The sequence below is a fragment of the Bordetella sp. 2513F2 genome (genome assembly GCF_054642735.1).
The window spans coordinates 1,057,237-1,072,465 of record NZ_CM137755.1; the positions used below are offsets into that span (position 1 = coordinate 1,057,237).

Consider the following 15,229-nt stretch of genomic DNA (forward strand, 5'->3'; position numbering starts at 1 on the left):
AAAGAATTTACATGCGGGAGTTGGGACTTTCCCGTACCGGAAGGCGGATTGCGCCCGCATGGTGTAATGGGCGCTGGCAACCATGCCGCCCTGTTTTTTGCCGTTTTCCGGCCGTCCATGAGCAACGACCTCTTTTCCGCCGATCCGGCCCACCGGCCGTACGTACCGTTGGCAGAACGCCTGCGCCCGCGCACGCTGGCCGAGGTGGTCGGCCAGTCGCACCTGCTGGGCCCGGGCAAGCCGCTGCGCGTGGCGTTCGAGTCCGGCCGGCCGCATTCCATGATCTTCTGGGGCCCGCCCGGCGTGGGCAAGACCACGCTGGCGCGCCTCATGGCCGACGGCTTCGATGCCCAGTTCATCGCCATCTCGGCCGTGCTGGGCGGCGTCAAGGACATCCGCGATGCCGTGGTCACGGCCCAGGTGGCGCAGGGCCAGGGGCGGCGCACCATCCTGTTCGTGGACGAGGTGCATCGCTTCAACAAGGCCCAGCAGGATGCCTTCCTGCCCTATGTCGAAAGCGGGCTGTTCACCTTCATCGGCGCCACCACCGAAAATCCCTCGTTCGAAGTCAATTCGGCCCTGCTGTCGCGGGCGCGCGTGTACGTGCTGCAGCCGCTCACCCCCGAAGAACTCGGCGAGCTGGTCGAGCGCGCGGTGGCTGCCTTCAACGAGGGCGCCGGGGAGCAGGCGCGGATCCACTTCGACGGCGACGCCCGCGCGCAACTCGCGGCCTGGGCCGACGGCGATGCCCGCCGGGTCATCAGCGCCGTGGAGGTGGTGGCCGAGGCGGCCCAGTCGGCCGGGCGCGACACGGTGGACAGCGCCTGGCTGGAGACCGCCCTCTCGCAGAACCTGCGCCGTTTCGACAAGGGAGGCGACGCCTTCTACGACCAGATCAGCGCCCTGCACAAATCGGTGCGAGGCTCCGATCCGGATGCTTCGCTGTACTGGTTCTGCCGCATGCTGGACGGCGGCGCGGACGCGCGCTACCTGGCGCGCCGCATCGTGCGCATGGCCTGGGAAGACATCGGGCTGGCGGATCCGCGCGCCCTGCAGATCGTCAACGACGCGGCCGCCACCTACGAGCGCCTGGGCTCGCCGGAAGGCGAACTGGCGCTGGGCCAGGCCGTGATCTACCTGGCCTGCGCGCCCAAGAGCAATGCGGGCTACAACGCCTACAATGCCGCCCGCAAGTTCGCCGCCGAGCATGGCAGCGCCCCGGTCCCGCTGCACCTGCGCAACGCGCCCACCAAGCTGATGAAACAGCTGGGGCACGGGCACGCGTATCGCTACGCCCATGACGAGCCGCACGGCTATGCCGCGGGCGAACACTATTTCCCGGATGGGCTCGACGCGTCCTTCTATCGGCCGACCGACCGCGGGCTGGAAGCTAAAATCCAGCAGAAGCTGGCGTTCCTGCGCGAACTCGACGCCCAGGCGCGCAACGACAAGTCCTGACGCCGGCCGTTCCTCAACCCATTGCACAAACCATGCTAGATCCGATACTGCTGCGCAAAGACCTGCAAACCGTCGTCGACCGGCTCAAGAGCCGGCGCGTCGACTTCGACACGGAACGGTTCAACGAGCTGGAGTCCCGCCGCAAGGCCGTCCAGACCGAAACCGAATCCCTGCAGGCGCGGCGCAATGCGCTGGCCAAGCAGATCGGGCAGCTCAAGGCCAAGGGCGAGGACGCCACGGCCGTCATGGCCGAATCCCAGGCCTTGCCGGCACGCCTCAAGCAACTCGAGGAAGACCTCGCCGACGTCCAGTCGCAGCTCAACGAGCTGCTCATGGCGGTTCCCAATCTCCCGCACGACAGCGTGCCGGTCGGGGCCTCGAGCGATGACAACGTGGAGGTGCGTCGCTGGCTGCCCGGGGCCGCCGGCCCCGACGGCAATCCCGCGCCCCTGGGGTTCGAGCCGCGCGACCACGTCGCCGTGGGCGAGCCGCTGGGCCTGGACTTCGACATGGCCGCCAAGCTCTCGGGCGCGCGCTTCAGCTTCATGCGCGGTCCCATCGCCCGCCTGCACCGCGCCCTGGCCCAGTTCATGCTCGACCTGCAGACCGGCGAACATGGCTACACCGAGTGCTACACCCCCTACATCGTCAACAGCTCCACGCTGTACGGCACCGGCCAGCTGCCCAAGTTCAAGGACGACATGTTCTTCGTCACCAAGGGCGGGGGAGACGACGACCCGAAGGTCGACGACCATGGCAATCCTTATGTCCGCGAAGACCAATACCTGATCTCCACCTCCGAGATCACGCTCACCAGCGTCGCCCGCGACAGCATCCTGGCCGAGTCCGACCTGCCGCTGCGCCTCACCGCGCACACGCCGTGCTTCCGCTCGGAAGCCGGCAGCGGCGGCCGCGACACCCGCGGGATGATCCGCCAGCACCAGTTCGACAAGGTCGAGATGGTGCAGATCACCACGCCGGGGCAGTCGTACCAGGCGCTCGAGGAAATGGTCGGCCACGCCGAGCAGGTGCTGCAGCGTCTCGGGCTGCCGTATCGCGTCATGCTGCTGTGCACCGGCGACATGGGTTTCGGCGCCGCCAAGACCTACGACCTCGAAGTCTGGCTGCCGGCGCAGAATACGTGGCGCGAGATATCCTCGGTGTCCAACTGCGAGGCATTCCAGGCCCGCCGCATGCAGGGTCGCTTCCGCAACGCGCAGAAGAAAACCGAATACCTGCACACCCTCAACGGGTCGGGCCTGGCCGTGGGGCGGGCGCTGGTCGCGGTACTCGAGAACTACCAGCAGGCCGACGGCAGCGTCGTCGTGCCGGCCGCGTTGCGGCCCTACATGGGCGGCATGGAGCGGCTGCAGCCCTGACGCCGCAGGGTGGTCCAACCGGCTGTATCCATGAACGGAGCCTGCGGGTTCCGTTTTTCTTTGCCACATGCCTGTCGTGTTTGGTCGCTAGGATGCGACTTCAACGCTATTGATGTGAACAATTGTGTGAAAGCAATAAAAGGGCCGGATGTTGCGGCAAAATGTCGCCCGTATTGGCAAGCCTGCCCTTTCATCTCAATAGAGGAAGCTGACATGACTTCGCGAATGATCGGTGATTTTCGGGTGCGTTGCGCCGTGGTCCAGGAAGAAGGCCTGGGCTACACCGTGCAGATCTGCACGCGTCGCGTCGGCGCGAATGCTCCGGAAAAGTGCTGGCAGATTCCGGGCCTGGCCCCCTACGCGAGCCTCGACGAGGCGGAGCGGAGCAGTCGTGAAATCTTCGAGAAGATCAATGGCGTGCGTTTCAACGGAGAACCGGAGTTTGCCCATGCGTCCGTATAACGGTTGGTGGCGGGGGTCCAGCACCCCGCGCCGCTGGATCGACCAGATCCGCCACCCGGCGCGTCCGTCGCCGGCCCCGCAGCCCGATCGCAGCGATCGGCAGGCGGGGGCGTCGGTGCAACAGGCGCCGGCCCGCGGCGGCCTGTAGGCCTGGTGTTCCGGCGCGGCCGGAGCGGTCCTCCGGCTGCCCACGAACAAAGGGCCCCACGCAGGGGCCCTTTGACGGTGATGCCAGCGGAGGTCAGTCGCGTCCGCGGTGGCGATGATGGTGGTGGCCCTTCCAGTGCTTGTGGCCGTGATGGAAGTGGCGCGGGCCGCCGTAGTACACCGGGGCCGGGTACACCACCCGGGGCGGGGGGGCGTAGTACCGGGGCGGCGGCGCATACACCACCGGAGGCGGCGCCACGTAGACGGGGGCGGGCGCAACGTACGCCGGGCCGACGTACAGGCCGGGCACGCCGATGCTCACCCCTATGTCGACACGGGCCAGCGCGGTGCCCGAAATGAGCAGTCCGGCGATGCTTGCACCCGCGATGAGCCATTTTTTCATTTTCAGCCTACCTTGCCGCCCGCAGCGGCGAGTTGAACAGTGACTCTATTTTCGCCGCACGGACCCGCGAAAGCGTAATCGCGCCCGTGCCAATGGCGACAATCCGCAACCGCGCGCCCGGCTGCCAGCCCGAAACTGCAACGCCGGCGGCCCGGGTTTCCCCTGGGAACAGCGCTTGCTTGAAACCCGCTGAAATGGCTGCACGACGCGCTTGCGGCCCGGCTGTTTTTACGTTTTGTCACGATGCCGAGGCCCTGCCGCAGCCCCAATTGTCGGTCTGCCCCTGCACGCCTCTATGTATACTGGCCGCATGACGACCGCTCACGACCTGAAGCCCGGGTACTACTGGTACACCATGGCAAACGACCCGCTTGCCGTCATTCACATCCACGACGACGGCGGCGCCACGCTCATGGGCACCGACTTCCGGCTGGATGCCGAAGGCGTGGCCGACATGCTGCGCCAAGGCGAACGCTTCTTCTGGATCGAACCGCCCCAGACCTGACCCTGGCGTTCCCGCTATGCGACAGGTGCGTGCATCGCGTCGCCATATTGTGTCGAGAAAAGCAAAGAAGCGTCGAATTCCATCGGATCGGCGTCCCTGAATATTGGCGCTGCGCAGCGATGCGATTAGAGTTCCCCTGTGTCCGGTACGCATTCAATCCGGATGCTGTTGTAAGGTTTCCAACAGGGGAGCATCGATTGGAAGCGACACGGGAAGGGCGCGCGGTGTCCTATCAGGGCAGGCGCTATGAATTTCTTACCGTAGATCAGGCGATGGGGTTCGCGCGGTTCATCCAGCAGGGCCGGGAGCTCCAGCACGCATGCCGCATATGGAAGCCCAAGCGCATCCTGGCCGCGGCGCCGGCCGTGCCGGCAACACTCCAACCCATATGAACGCCGTCAGGCAGTGTGAAACCGGCTTCTGCCCAGGATAGCAATCGTTGCGTTTGCTGGCGTAATGTCGCTGCTTGATCACCTCGCGGATACGCAGGAAGCGTAAAGTAGGTCGGACCCCTCATAAACCAAGGAGAACGACATGCTAGGAGCTTCCTCTGTGCTGCGCCGCAGTGGCCTCGCCGCGGCTTCCGTTGCGCTGGCAGGCCTGGTGTTCACCGGTTGCACCACCAATTCGCAGGACGCCTCGGCCACGCCTTCCGAGCAGCGCAGCGAAATCAATTCGGGCGCCGACGCCACGTTGTCCAAGCTCTACGAGGCTTCGCCCCAGGCGCGGGCCCTGGTGGAGCAGGCCAAGGGCGTGCTGGTGTTCCCGTCGGTGCTGGGGGCCAGCTTCATCGTGGGCGGGGAATACGGCAAGGGCGTGCTGCGCGTGGGCGGCCAACCCGTGGCCTACTACAGCACCGCGTCCGGCTCCATCGGCTTCCAGGCCGGTGCCCAGTCGCGTGCCACCGTGCTGCTCTTCATGACGGATGAAGCGCTGGCGCATTTCCGCAACAGCAACGGCTGGACCGTCGGCGCGGATGCCACCGTCGCCGTCGCCAAGATCGGCGCCAACGGCAGCATCGATACCAACACGGCGCGGCAGCCTGTGGTGGGCTTCGTGATGAACAATGCGGGCCTGATGGCCGGCGTGTCCATCGACGGCACCAAGATCACGCGCGACACCAGCCTGTAGCGTCCCAGGTGCGCCAGTAGCGGGTTTGCCCGCTCCCGGGCGATCAGGTCGACCCGGGGGCGGGCCTTGCGCATCAAGGTTCGAGCACGTAGCAGTCAGGCGCCAAGGCGAGGCGGCATTCGGTTATCGCCTGCAATGCACCGAATGTCATGCCCGGCACCATCGCCCGCACCAGCATGGCGTCGGGCTGGACATCCAGGATCGCGACATCGGTGTAGATGCGGTCCACCACGCCCATCCCCGTCAGCGGATAGCTGCATTCATTGACGATCTTGGGCTTGCCGTCCTTGGTGACGTGCTCCATGGTGATGTAGACTAGGTGATCCCCGGCCACCAGGTCCATGGCGCCTCCTACCGCCGGAATGTTCCCGGGTGCGCCCGTATCCCAGTTGGCCAGGTCGCCGCGGGCTGAAACCTGATAGGCGCCCAGCACGGTGAGGTCCAGGTGCCCGCCCCGCATCATCATGAAGGAAATGACGTGGTCGGTGATGGCGGCTCCGGGCAGCAGCGTCACGGGTTCCTTGCTGGCGTTGATCAGGTCGGGATCGACCTGCGCTCCAGGCGAGCCCGGCCCCATGCCGACGATGCCGTTCTCGGTGTGCAGGATGACGTCACGATCCGGCGGCAGGAAGCCCGAGATCAGTGTAGGAATGCCGATGCCGAGGTTCACGTAGAAGCCGTCAGGAATGTCTCGAGCCACCATCTTGGCGATCTGCTGGCGCTGCAGCCTCTCAATAGCCGTGCTCATATCGTTCCGCGCCTCACTTCAATGACCCGCTGCACAAAAATGCCGGGCGTCATCACGTGCTCGGGAACGAGCTCGCCCAGCGGCACGACCTTGTCGGCTTGCACGACCGTGGTCTTGGCGGCCATGCACATGACCGGCGAAAAATTCCGGCCCGCATAGCGATACATCAGGTTGCCCCAGCGATCGGCGGCCTGTGCGCGGATGAGCGCGAAGTCCCCCCTCAAGGGAGACTCCAGCACGTAGCCCCTGCCGTCGATCACGCGGGTCTCCTTGCCTTCGGCCAATGGAGTCCCGTATCCGGTAGGGGTGAAGAACGGGCCGATACCGGCGCCTGCAGCCCGCATGCGTTCGGCCATGGTGCCTTGCGGGCAGCATTCCAGCTCGATCCTGCCGGCGCGCCAGGCGTCGGCGAAAGCCTTGGCGTTCGGATTGACGCGGTCGGTGGAACGGCCGAATGAGCAGATCATCTTGCGCACGCGGCCTGCCTCGATCAGCTGGCTCAGGCCGACGGGCCCATTGCCGGCGTTGTTGTTGACGATGGTGAGTTCACGTGCGCCCTGGTCGAGCAGGGCGCAGAGCAGTTCGGTGGGAACGCCTGAAATGCCGAAACCGCCGACAAGGATGGTGTCGCCATCCTTCACGCCGGCCACGGCTTCCTCGAGTGTCCTGACTGTTTTATCCAGCATGAATTGCGAGCCTCCCGCACCGCGCGATCAATAGGTGGATGGTCCGCCCAGAATGGCCGTCGCCTGGCTGGATAGGGTGCCGCCATTGCCATGGACGAGGGCGATTTCCGCACCCGCAACCTGCCGCTCGCCCGCCTGGGCGCGCAACTGCCGGACTGCCTCGATGATGAGGAAGATGCCGTACATGCCGGGATGCACGCAGGACAGGCCACCGCCATTGGTGTTGACGGGCAGCCGTCCGCCTGGGGCAATCGCGCCGTTCTCGACAAAAGCCCCGCCTTCGCCCTTGCGGCAGAAGCCCAGGTCTTCCAGGAACAGCAACGTGTTGATGGTGAACGCGTCATACAGCTCTGCAACATCGACGTCGGACACGCTCACGCCCGCGCGCTGCATGGCCAGGCTGCCGGATTCGGCTGCGGCAGTCACGGTCAGGTCTTCCATGGAGGAAATCTGGCGGTTCCAGCACGCCGTGGCGCTTCCCAGCACATACACCGGCGGCTGTTTCAGGTCCCGTGCACGGTCGGCCCGCACCAGTACATAAGCGCCGGCGCCGTCGGTAACCAGGCAGCAGTCCCGCACGGTCAGCGGGGACGAAACCGGCCGGGAGTTCAGCACATCCTCGATGCTGAGCGGGCCGCGCATGGCCGCTTCCGGATTGAGTTGTGCCCAGCGCCGCGCAGCGACGGCGATCTCTGCGAGCTGCTCGCGCGTCGTGCCGTATTCGTGCATGTGGCGCGCCGCCGCCAGCGCGTAGGACGAGGCCGGCTGGATGGGCTGGTAGGGGTGTTCGAAGGGCAGCGGATCCAGCATGGCTCGCGCCTTGACCTCGGCGCGGCGGTCCACGGTGGATGTTCTCTGTGTGCTGCCATAGCAGACCAGCACCGCATTGCACTGGCCCGACATCAACGCCATGATCGACGGCAGCAGGTGGGAGATGAAGCTCGAGCCGCCCAGCATGGTTGCTTCGACGTAGCGTGGACGGATGCCCAGGTATTCAACCACCGGCATACTCCACATGGTGGCAGAAGAGCTGCACGTGGCCAGTCCGTCGATGTCGCGGAGGGACAGCCCCGCGTCGGCCACGGCCCTGATCGCCGCCTGTGCCTGGATCTCGATTTCAGCGTAGCCGTGTGCTTCTCCCAGCCCTGCATGGCCCACGCCCGCGATGGCAACCTGGCCGCGCAGCGATTCCAGCGTATTCATGCAGCCCTACCTTTCTCGTTACCGAGGAATCGGTGCCTGGGATAGCATGCCAAGTTAGGTTCCAGGCGGTGCGAGGGGATGGTTTTCATGCTGGCTGCCCTTGATGGCTCAGGAGGCATTTCCCCCCTCTGCACCCTCTCTTGTCGACCACTGATTAGGCTTTGCGATTGATCGCTGTGTAGGGCGAAGTTGGCGTGCAAGGGATGCCTGACCGATAGCCAAGGAGACTGATCATGACGACCTTCGTCGGAATCGATGTCGCCAAGGAGGTTCATTGGGTCTGCGCCATTGACCCTGGCGGCAACGCACTTATTAACCGCAAGTTGCTCAACACTCCCGAAGACCTGCAACGGCTGGTGACCGAACTGCAAGCGCTGCCGGCGCCGTGGCGTATCGGCATCGATGTGCTGGGTGGTATCGCCTCGCTGGCCCAGGCGATGCTGCTGCATGCCGGCTTCGAGCTCGTTCACGTCAGCGGCCTGGCCGTCAATCGTGCCCGCCAGGGCACGGTGGGCGGCGAGTCCAAGAGCGACCCGCGTGATGCGCGCGTCATCGCCGATCAAGTGCGCACGCGCACGGATCTGCGGCCCGTGACGGCTCAGAGCGAGCTGGATATCGAACTGCGGCTGCTCGTCTCGCGGCGCGGCGATCTGGTCGCCGAACAGACGCGCCGCCTGGCGCGCATGCACGACCTGCTGGTAAGCATCTTTCCCGAACTCGAACATGCGCTGGACCTCACCAGCAAGACGGCCTTGGTTCTGCTCTGCCAGTTCGTCACGCCACTGGAGTGGCGCCAAGCCAGTGACGAGCAGCTGCGTGTGGCCCTGGGGGCGATGGCCAACCGCAGCTACGCGCACAAGCTCATCGCCGCCGCCCGCGGCGCCGCAGCCCGGCAAACTATTACCGTGCCCGGAGAAACCCTGACCGCCCGGCTGATCAAGGAGCTCGCCGCCGAAGCCAGGCATACTCTGGAGCAACTGGCCAGACTCGATCTCGACATCGGGCAACGCCTCTGCGCGCACCCTGATGCGGCCCTCATCCGAAGCCTGCCGGGCATGGGGGCCTTGATGACCGCCCAGTTCATCGCCGAGGCAGGCTCCATCGCGCGCTTCCGATCCGCTGATGCCCTGGCCGCTGCCGCCGGCCTGGCTCCCGTACTCAAGCAGTCCGGCAAATCCCGCCGCTTGCAGCGGCCCCACGGTGGCAACAAGGGGCTCAAGCGCGTGTTCTACCAGGCGGCCTTCGCCTCGCTGCGAAGCCCCGACAGCCGAGCCTTCTACGCGCGCAAACGACAAGAAGGAAAGCGCCACCACCAGGCCGTCATCGCGCTGGCGCGACGGCGCGTCAATGTCCTGTGGGCCGTGCTGCGCGACCGCACGCCATTCAGCCTTCGTACGTCGGCTATGAACGCTTGACAAAAACATTAGGCTGCCTCCGTCGGTTCGAAAACCACCAGGGGGCTATCGCCCGGCAACACCCTGGCCCGCACCTTCATGCCTATTCTTATCTCGTGCAGCGCGATCCCGTCGACGCGGCTCATCATGCGCACGCCCTCGTCCAGGTCGATCAGCGCCACGTTCCGGTCTCCGCCGTGCTCGGGTTTTGCAAGGATCACGCTCACCGAATAGACGGTGCCCGTGCCAGCCGGCGTGATCCACCGCAGCCCGGTCGAGCCGCAGTGCATGCACATCACGCGGGGGAAAAACTGGTGCCTGGCACACGTATCGCAACGCTGGATCTCGAAGTTGCCCTGGGCAAGGCGCGCGAAGTAGTGCGCCCGTGGCCCACGATCCGCAGTCTGGCTTTCTGGTGTAGTCGTCATAGGTATCCCATTTTCACAAGTCGCTGAATGCGCGGCCTTCGGCAACCAATCTTTCGAGCAACGGGGCCGGTTGCCAGAACTCGCCGTGCTTCGCGTGAAACTCCCGGATCGTCGCCAGCACCGCCGGCAAGCCGATCTGTTCGGCGTAGAACATCGGCCCGCCACGGAATAGCGGGAAGCCGTAGCCGTTGACGTACGTCACGTCGATGTCGGATGCGCGCAAGGCGATCCCTTCCTCGAGGATCTTCGCGCCCTCGTTGACCAATGCATAGATGGTGCGCTGTACGATCTCCTCGTCGGTGACCTGTCGCCGCACGATGCCGTCTTCCTTGGCACACTGTTCGATGAGTGTCTCAACCACGGGGTCGGGTATCGGATCGCGCTTGCCGGCTTCATAGCGGTAGAAGCCATTGCCGGTTTTCTGGCCGAATCGTCCCATCTCGCACAGTCTGTCGGCCACTCGGGAATAGCGCAGGTGCCTGGGGCGGGTCGATGCCGTACGCTTGCGGAATGCCCAGCTGATGTCCAGGCCCGCCATGTCGGTCATTCGCAGCGGACCCATGGCCATGCCGAAGCGTTGCAGAGCGCCGTCCACGTCCTGCGGACGCGCGCCTTCTTCCAGCATGAAATGCGCCTCGCGCGTGTAGTGGCCCAGCATACGGTTGCCGATGAAGCCGTCGCAGTTTCCCGCCAGGACGGGCAGCTTGCCGATGCGGCGGGCCAGGCGGAACACATCGGCAAGCACGCTGCCCGCCGTGGCCCTGCCGCGAACGACTTCAAGAAGCCGCATCACATTGGCGGGACTGAAGAAGTGCATGCCCAGCACTTTCCCGGGCCGCCTCGTAACCCCGGCGATGGCATCGATATCGAGCCGTGAAGTATTCGTCGCCAGAATGGCGTCGGGCTTGCATACCGCATCGAGCTGAGTGAAGATCTGCCGCTTGACTTCCATGTCTTCGAAAGCCGCCTCGATCACCAGATCCGCCCGGGCGAGCTCCCGCATGTCCAACGACCGGGCGATGCGAGCAAGGCGCGCCTGCACTTCGCCTTCCGCCAGCCTGCCGGATGCAACGCTGGAGGCGTAGTTCTTCTCGATGTTGCGCCAGCCTTTTTCGAGCGCCGCGGCCTCGCGTTCGACCAGGATCACAGGGATACCTGCGTTGGCCAGGCTCATGGCAATGCCGCCCCCCATCGTGCCTGCACCCACCACCCCGATCGTTTCGATCCTGCTTGCGGGAATCCAGTCGTCGGGCAGCTTGAGCGCCTCGCGCTCGGCGAAGAAAAGGTGGCGTTGCGCCTTGGACTGCGGTCCTGCGACCAGCTCCAGGAAACGCTGGCGCTCGAGAGCCAGGCCCTGGTCCATCTCGTGCGTGACGGCAGCCTGCACGCATTCGATGCACGCCAGCGGCGCGACACAACCGCGGAAGCGCTTCTGCGCCTGCCGGCGCGCCTTGTCGTAGACGTCCGGGGTGCCGGGTTCGGCTGCTCGGCGCACGCCCAGGACACGGGAGGAAAGCGCCACGCCTGCCTTGTCCAGGGCGAAGGCCGCTGCGCACCGGGCCAGGTCGTCGGAGAATACTTCATCGACCAGGCCGAACTCCGCTGCGCGCGCAGCGTCGATCATGTCGCCGCTGGTGATCATGTTCAACGCGTGTTCGACGCCGATCAGGCGCGGCAGGCGCTGCGTGCCGCCTGCGCCAGGCAGGAGGCCCAGCTTGACCTCGGGAAGCCCGAAAGTCGTGTCGGGCCGGGTCACGCGATAATGGCATCCCAGGGCCAGTTCCAGCCCGCCGCCCAGGGCCGTTCCGTGTATTGCCGCGACCACCGGCTTGCCAGCGCGTTCGATACGGTCGATCACATCGCGCAGGATGGGCGCCTGGCTGGACTTCGGCGTGTTGAATTCGCGGATCTCGGCACCGCCGCAAAAGAGCCGGCCATCGCCCACGATGACGATAGCCTGCACGGCGGGGTCTGCCAGCCCGGCGTCCAGGGATCGAAGCAGCTCTTGCCGCAGCGCGGCGCTCAGGCTGTTGACCGGCGGATTGCACAGCCGCAGCAGCGCGACCCGGCCATCCTCGAGGTATTCGGCTTGGATCTTCATGGCAGCTCATTCCAGCTCGACGATCGTCTGGCCTTCTTCGACTTCGTCGCCCATCGCCACAAGAATGCCCGCCACGACGCCGGCCCGCTCCGCTTCGACGGGGATCTCCATTTTCATGGATTCCACTTTGGCGACGATGTCGCCCGCGGCGATGTGCTGCCCCGCGGAAACATCGATCGACACGACACGACCTGCCACTTGGGTTTCAATTTTGCTCATGATCTGCTCCTGGATGTTGCTGGACTGAGAGCTATGCAGCCGACTGGGCGGCTGCGATTATTCGTGCCGACAATCCCGTGGAAACGCGGCCCGCGATGAAATCGGCATCGTTCAGCACCTTCAATATGAAAGGAATATTGGTCTTCACGCCTTCTACCTGGAATTCAGCCAGCGCTGTCTTCAGGCGGTCTATGGCTTCATCTCGCGTGGCGCCGTGGGCGATGACTTTCGCCAGCATGGGGTCGTAGTGGCTCGACACACGGCAGCCAGCGCCGTAGCCTGTCTCGACGCGTATGTCGGGAAGGCTCGGCGGCGCGAATGCCTTCAACATCCCGGGTGAGGGCAGAAAGCGGGTGGGGTCCTCCGCATAGACGCGCGCCTGCACGGCATGGCCGTTCAGTCCGGGCGGTTGCGGCAGCACGGCGTCCAGCGGCTCCCCGGCGGCCAGGCGTACCTGGGCCGATACCAGGTCTATGCCCGTCACCTCCTCGGTGACCGCATGTTCCACCTGCAGGCGCGTGTTCATTTCCAGGAAGGAAAAGCCCGTTTGCGGCGTGTAGAGCATTTCCACCGTGCCGATCACGTCGTAGCGCAGGCGCTCGAGTATGTGCTCGAGCTTGGCTGCCATGGCTTCGAGCTCGCTGCGCGGCAATGCAGGAGCCGGCGCCTCCTCGATCACTTTCTGGTGGCGGCGTTGCGTTGAGCAGTCGCGTTCGAACAGGCAGCGTACCTTGCCGTTGCGGTCTGCCAGGATCTGGAATTCGATGTGGCGCGGGTCCATCACCAGCTTTTCCAGATACAGGTCGGCGCGGCCGAAGCTGCGGGTGGCGATCGTCTGGGCACGGCTCCATTGCTCGATCAGTTCGCCGTCGCTGTGTGCCTGCAGCATGCCGATTCCACCGCCACCGGCCGCGGGCTTGATGAGCACGGGGTAGCCCAGGTCCTGCGCAGCCTGCCTCAAAACCTGTGCATCATCATTCAGCAGACTGCTGCTGGCGACCATGGGCATCCCCAGCTCGCGCATCAGATCCCGCGCCTGCGTCTTGTGGCCCAGTGTGCGTATCCAGTGCGGCGAGGGGCCGATGAAGATCAACCCGCAGTCCTGTACTTTCTCGGCGAACTCTGCATTTTCCGACAGGAATCCATAGCCGGGATGCAGTCCATCGGCGCCGCTTTCGCGGGCAGCCTTCAGTATTGCAGCCTGGTCCAGGTAGCTCCGGGTGGCCGGTGCGGGGCCGATCGCGATGGCCATGTCGGCTTCGCGCACATAGGGCAGGTCGGCATCCGCTTCGGAGTAGACCGCCACCGACTCGATGCCCAGCTTGCGCAGCGCCCGGATCACGCGATGCGCGACTGCGCCACGGTTGGCGATGATGACTCGTTTCAGTTTCGTCATCTCAACCTCACGGACGGTAGCTGAAAGCACGCGGTCCTGTTTTGCGCAACGGGGTGGCGACTTCCACGAACTCTTCCAGGACGTCGCGGGTCGTGGCCGGATCTATGATGTCTTCGGCATTGAAAGCCTCCGCACTGCGGAACGGCGACATCAGGCTGCGTACGCGTGCCTCGATTTCGCGCATCTTGGCCTCGGGGTCGGCGGCGGCCTCGATCTCGGCCTTGTAGGCGACTTCGAGCCCCCCCTCCAGGGGCAGTGAGCCCCACTGCGCCGACGGCCATGCATAACGGAAGTTGTAGCGGCCCGCGCTCTGGTGAGCCCCCCCCGCAACGCCGTAGGCCTTGCGCACAATGATCGTGCACCAAGGCACGGTGGATTGCGCCACGGCGGTCAGGGCGCGGACGCCATAGCGCATGGCCCCGCTTTTTTCAGCTGCCAATCCGATCTGGAAGCCGGGGATGTCGACCAGATTGACGACGGGAAGATGAAAGGTCTCCGCGAGGTCGATCATGCGCACGTACTTCTCGGAGGAAGGGCCGTCCAGGCTGCCACCATAGATGTAGGGGTCGCTCGCGAACACCACCACCGGCCAGCCGTTGATGCGCGCCAGGCCCGTGATCATGGCGCGGCCCCAACGCGCGCCGATCTCCATGAAAGAGCCTTCGTCCACCACGGTCTCGACGATGGTACGCATCTTGTAGACCGCGCGCGTATCTTCTGGAACGATGCGGCGCAGCTTTTCCTGGTCGGCAGCAGGGCGGCCGGGCTCGGCTCGCGGCGGCAGTTCGTCGATGTTGCGTGGCAGGTATGACAGGAACCGGCGTGCTTTGGCAAAGGCCTCTTCCTCCGAATCGGCCTCGTCATCGACCACGCCGTTGCGGGTATGGATGGCGCTGCCACCGAGCTCGTTCTTTTCGAGTTTCTGGCCAATGCGCGCGACGACGGGCGGTCCCGCGATGAACAACTGCGATGTGTTCTTCACCATTACGGAATAATGGCTTGCAGTCACCCGGGCGGCGCCCAGACCGGCCACAGAGCCCAGCGCCAGAGACACTACCGGTATGGTTGCCAGGTTCTCCGCCATCAGCGGCCACATGCGCATCTTGGGCAGCAGGGTATGGCCCTTGTTCTCGATGTTGCGAACCGAGCCGCCACCGCCTGTTCCGTCGACCAGCCGGACCAGGGGCATCCTCAGGTCGTGTGCCATCTTCTCGGACTCGACCAGCTTGTCTCCCACCGCGCCGTCGTTGGCGCCGCCGCGCACCGTGAAGTCGTCGGCGGCGACGACCACAGGACGACCCTGGACCTTGCCGCGGCCGATCAGCAGGTTCGACGGGGTCAAGTCGGTCAGGTTGCCCGCGGCGTCGTACTGGCCCGTGCCGGCGAAGGCGCCCACCTCTCTGAAGCTGCCGGGATCCAGCATCTTCTCGATGCGTTCCCGTACGGGGACGCGGCCGTTCTCGCGGTGGCGCCGCACTTTCTCCTCGCCACCCATGCGGGCGGCGAGTCTCTTGCGCAGGGCCAGTTCATCCAGTTCTTTCTGCCAGGGCACCTTGGTCTCCTCTCTTG

General features: G+C 65.2%; 15 protein-coding genes. 6 read left to right on the forward strand and 9 right to left on the reverse strand.

The genetic code is table 11. The annotated features are described in order from the left end of the window. Positions 1-117 precede the first annotated feature (117 nt). From ACYBYQ_RS04975 to ACYBYQ_RS04985, 3 genes are all read left to right on the forward strand, one after another. Complete coding sequence (locus ACYBYQ_RS04975; RefSeq protein ID WP_459617370.1) at positions 118-1,458, forward strand: replication-associated recombination protein A; 1,341 nt, start codon at positions 118-120, stop codon at positions 1,456-1,458. A 32-nt stretch (positions 1,459-1,490) separates the two neighbouring features. Continuing rightward, positions 1,491-2,837: a serine--tRNA ligase gene (gene serS / locus ACYBYQ_RS04980; RefSeq protein ID WP_459617372.1), complete on the forward strand. Its 1,347-nt coding sequence runs from the start codon at positions 1,491-1,493 to the stop codon at positions 2,835-2,837. A gap of 213 nt (positions 2,838-3,050) precedes the next feature. After that, entirely contained in the window at positions 3,051-3,299 is a 249-nt protein-coding gene (locus tag ACYBYQ_RS04985) for a hypothetical protein (protein ID WP_459617374.1), read from the forward strand. A 241-nt stretch (positions 3,300-3,540) separates the two neighbouring features. On the opposite strand, the gene ACYBYQ_RS04990 is transcribed toward ACYBYQ_RS04985, so the two are convergent. Then, positions 3,541-3,849, reverse strand: a complete 309-nt coding sequence (locus tag ACYBYQ_RS04990) for a virulence factor (protein WP_459617376.1) — start codon at positions 3,847-3,849, stop codon at positions 3,541-3,543. 310 nt (positions 3,850-4,159) lie between these two features. Here ACYBYQ_RS04990 and ACYBYQ_RS04995 point away from each other — a divergent pair, with 310 nt between their 5' ends. Both ACYBYQ_RS04995 and ACYBYQ_RS05000 read left to right on the forward strand, forming a co-directional pair. Continuing rightward, positions 4,160-4,354, forward strand: coding sequence for a hypothetical protein (locus ACYBYQ_RS04995; protein WP_459617378.1), 195 nt, complete (start codon positions 4,160-4,162; stop codon positions 4,352-4,354). A 534-nt stretch (positions 4,355-4,888) separates the two neighbouring features. Next, on the forward strand, positions 4,889-5,485 hold the full coding sequence (locus ACYBYQ_RS05000) for a BPSL1445 family SYLF domain-containing lipoprotein (protein ID WP_459617380.1): 597 nt from the start codon (positions 4,889-4,891) through the stop codon (positions 5,483-5,485). Positions 5,486-5,558: 73 nt separating this feature from the next. On the opposite strand, the gene ACYBYQ_RS05005 is transcribed toward ACYBYQ_RS05000, so the two are convergent. The 3 genes from ACYBYQ_RS05005 to ACYBYQ_RS05015 are packed head-to-tail and all read right to left on the reverse strand — an operon-like array spanning position 5,559 to position 8,122. After that, positions 5,559-6,233 (reverse strand): 3-oxoacid CoA-transferase subunit B, encoded by a 675-nt coding sequence (locus ACYBYQ_RS05005; RefSeq protein WP_459617382.1) that lies wholly within the window; start codon positions 6,231-6,233, stop codon positions 5,559-5,561. After that, positions 6,230-6,919 carry a 3-oxoacid CoA-transferase subunit A gene (locus ACYBYQ_RS05010; protein WP_459617384.1) on the reverse strand — a complete coding sequence of 230 codons (690 nt, stop codon included), beginning with the start codon at positions 6,917-6,919 and terminating at the stop codon, positions 6,230-6,232. Before ACYBYQ_RS05010 ends, ACYBYQ_RS05005 begins: the two co-directional genes overlap by 4 nt. 27 nt (positions 6,920-6,946) lie before the next feature. Beyond that, entirely contained in the window at positions 6,947-8,122 is a 1,176-nt protein-coding gene (locus tag ACYBYQ_RS05015; protein ID WP_459617386.1) for a thiolase family protein, read from the reverse strand. Positions 8,123-8,355: 233 nt separating this feature from the next. Between ACYBYQ_RS05015 and ACYBYQ_RS05020 the strand changes: the two genes are divergently transcribed. After that, the gene (locus ACYBYQ_RS05020) at positions 8,356-9,537 is read left to right on the forward strand and encodes an IS110 family RNA-guided transposase (RefSeq protein WP_459616964.1); all 1,182 of its coding nucleotides are present in this window, start codon (positions 8,356-8,358) and stop codon (positions 9,535-9,537) included. 8 nt (positions 9,538-9,545) lie between these two features. Here the strand turns inward: ACYBYQ_RS05020 and ACYBYQ_RS05025 are convergent, their stop codons facing one another. The 5 genes from ACYBYQ_RS05025 to ACYBYQ_RS05045 are packed head-to-tail and all read right to left on the reverse strand — an operon-like array spanning position 9,546 to position 15,212. Continuing rightward, complete coding sequence (locus tag ACYBYQ_RS05025; protein ID WP_459617388.1) at positions 9,546-9,944, reverse strand: Zn-ribbon domain-containing OB-fold protein; 399 nt, start codon at positions 9,942-9,944, stop codon at positions 9,546-9,548. Between the two features lie 13 nt (positions 9,945-9,957). Continuing rightward, positions 9,958-12,045 (reverse strand): 3-hydroxyacyl-CoA dehydrogenase NAD-binding domain-containing protein, encoded by a 2,088-nt coding sequence (locus ACYBYQ_RS05030; protein ID WP_459617390.1) that lies wholly within the window; start codon positions 12,043-12,045, stop codon positions 9,958-9,960. A 6-nt stretch (positions 12,046-12,051) separates the two neighbouring features. Further along, positions 12,052-12,264: an acyl-CoA carboxylase biotin carboxyl carrier protein subunit gene (locus ACYBYQ_RS05035; RefSeq protein WP_459617392.1), complete on the reverse strand. Its 213-nt coding sequence runs from the start codon at positions 12,262-12,264 to the stop codon at positions 12,052-12,054. Positions 12,265-12,295: 31 nt separating this feature from the next. Then, a complete protein-coding gene (locus tag ACYBYQ_RS05040) occupies positions 12,296-13,660 on the reverse strand; it encodes an acetyl-CoA carboxylase biotin carboxylase subunit (RefSeq protein ID WP_459617394.1) in 1,365 nt (454 codons plus the stop codon). A 7-nt stretch (positions 13,661-13,667) separates the two neighbouring features. Beyond that, positions 13,668-15,212 (reverse strand): acyl-CoA carboxylase subunit beta, encoded by a 1,545-nt coding sequence (locus tag ACYBYQ_RS05045; protein WP_459617396.1) that lies wholly within the window; start codon positions 15,210-15,212, stop codon positions 13,668-13,670. Positions 15,213-15,229: the final 17 nt, after the last annotated feature.

Bases quoted from the DNA above. Each gene is read 5' to 3' on its own strand.
- ACYBYQ_RS04975 (WP_459617370.1), top strand. From the start codon at position 118: ATGAGCAACGACCTCTTTTCCGCCGATCCGGCCCACCGGCCGTACGTA.
- serS (WP_459617372.1), top strand. From the start codon at position 1,491: ATGCTAGATCCGATACTGCTGCGCAAAGACCTGCAAACCGTCGTCGAC.
- ACYBYQ_RS04985 (WP_459617374.1), top strand. From the start codon at position 3,051: ATGACTTCGCGAATGATCGGTGATTTTCGGGTGCGTTGCGCCGTGGTC.
- ACYBYQ_RS04990 (WP_459617376.1), bottom strand. From the start codon at position 3,849: ATGAAAAAATGGCTCATCGCGGGTGCAAGCATCGCCGGACTGCTCATT.
- ACYBYQ_RS04995 (WP_459617378.1), top strand. From the start codon at position 4,160: ATGACGACCGCTCACGACCTGAAGCCCGGGTACTACTGGTACACCATG.
- ACYBYQ_RS05000 (WP_459617380.1), top strand. From the start codon at position 4,889: ATGCTAGGAGCTTCCTCTGTGCTGCGCCGCAGTGGCCTCGCCGCGGCT.
- ACYBYQ_RS05005 (WP_459617382.1), bottom strand. From the start codon at position 6,233: ATGAGCACGGCTATTGAGAGGCTGCAGCGCCAGCAGATCGCCAAGATG.
- ACYBYQ_RS05010 (WP_459617384.1), bottom strand. From the start codon at position 6,919: ATGCTGGATAAAACAGTCAGGACACTCGAGGAAGCCGTGGCCGGCGTG.
- ACYBYQ_RS05015 (WP_459617386.1), bottom strand. From the start codon at position 8,122: ATGAATACGCTGGAATCGCTGCGCGGCCAGGTTGCCATCGCGGGCGTG.
- ACYBYQ_RS05020 (WP_459616964.1), top strand. From the start codon at position 8,356: ATGACGACCTTCGTCGGAATCGATGTCGCCAAGGAGGTTCATTGGGTC.
- ACYBYQ_RS05025 (WP_459617388.1), bottom strand. From the start codon at position 9,944: ATGACGACTACACCAGAAAGCCAGACTGCGGATCGTGGGCCACGGGCG.
- ACYBYQ_RS05030 (WP_459617390.1), bottom strand. From the start codon at position 12,045: ATGAAGATCCAAGCCGAATACCTCGAGGATGGCCGGGTCGCGCTGCTG.
- ACYBYQ_RS05035 (WP_459617392.1), bottom strand. From the start codon at position 12,264: ATGAGCAAAATTGAAACCCAAGTGGCAGGTCGTGTCGTGTCGATCGAT.
- ACYBYQ_RS05040 (WP_459617394.1), bottom strand. From the start codon at position 13,660: ATGACGAAACTGAAACGAGTCATCATCGCCAACCGTGGCGCAGTCGCG.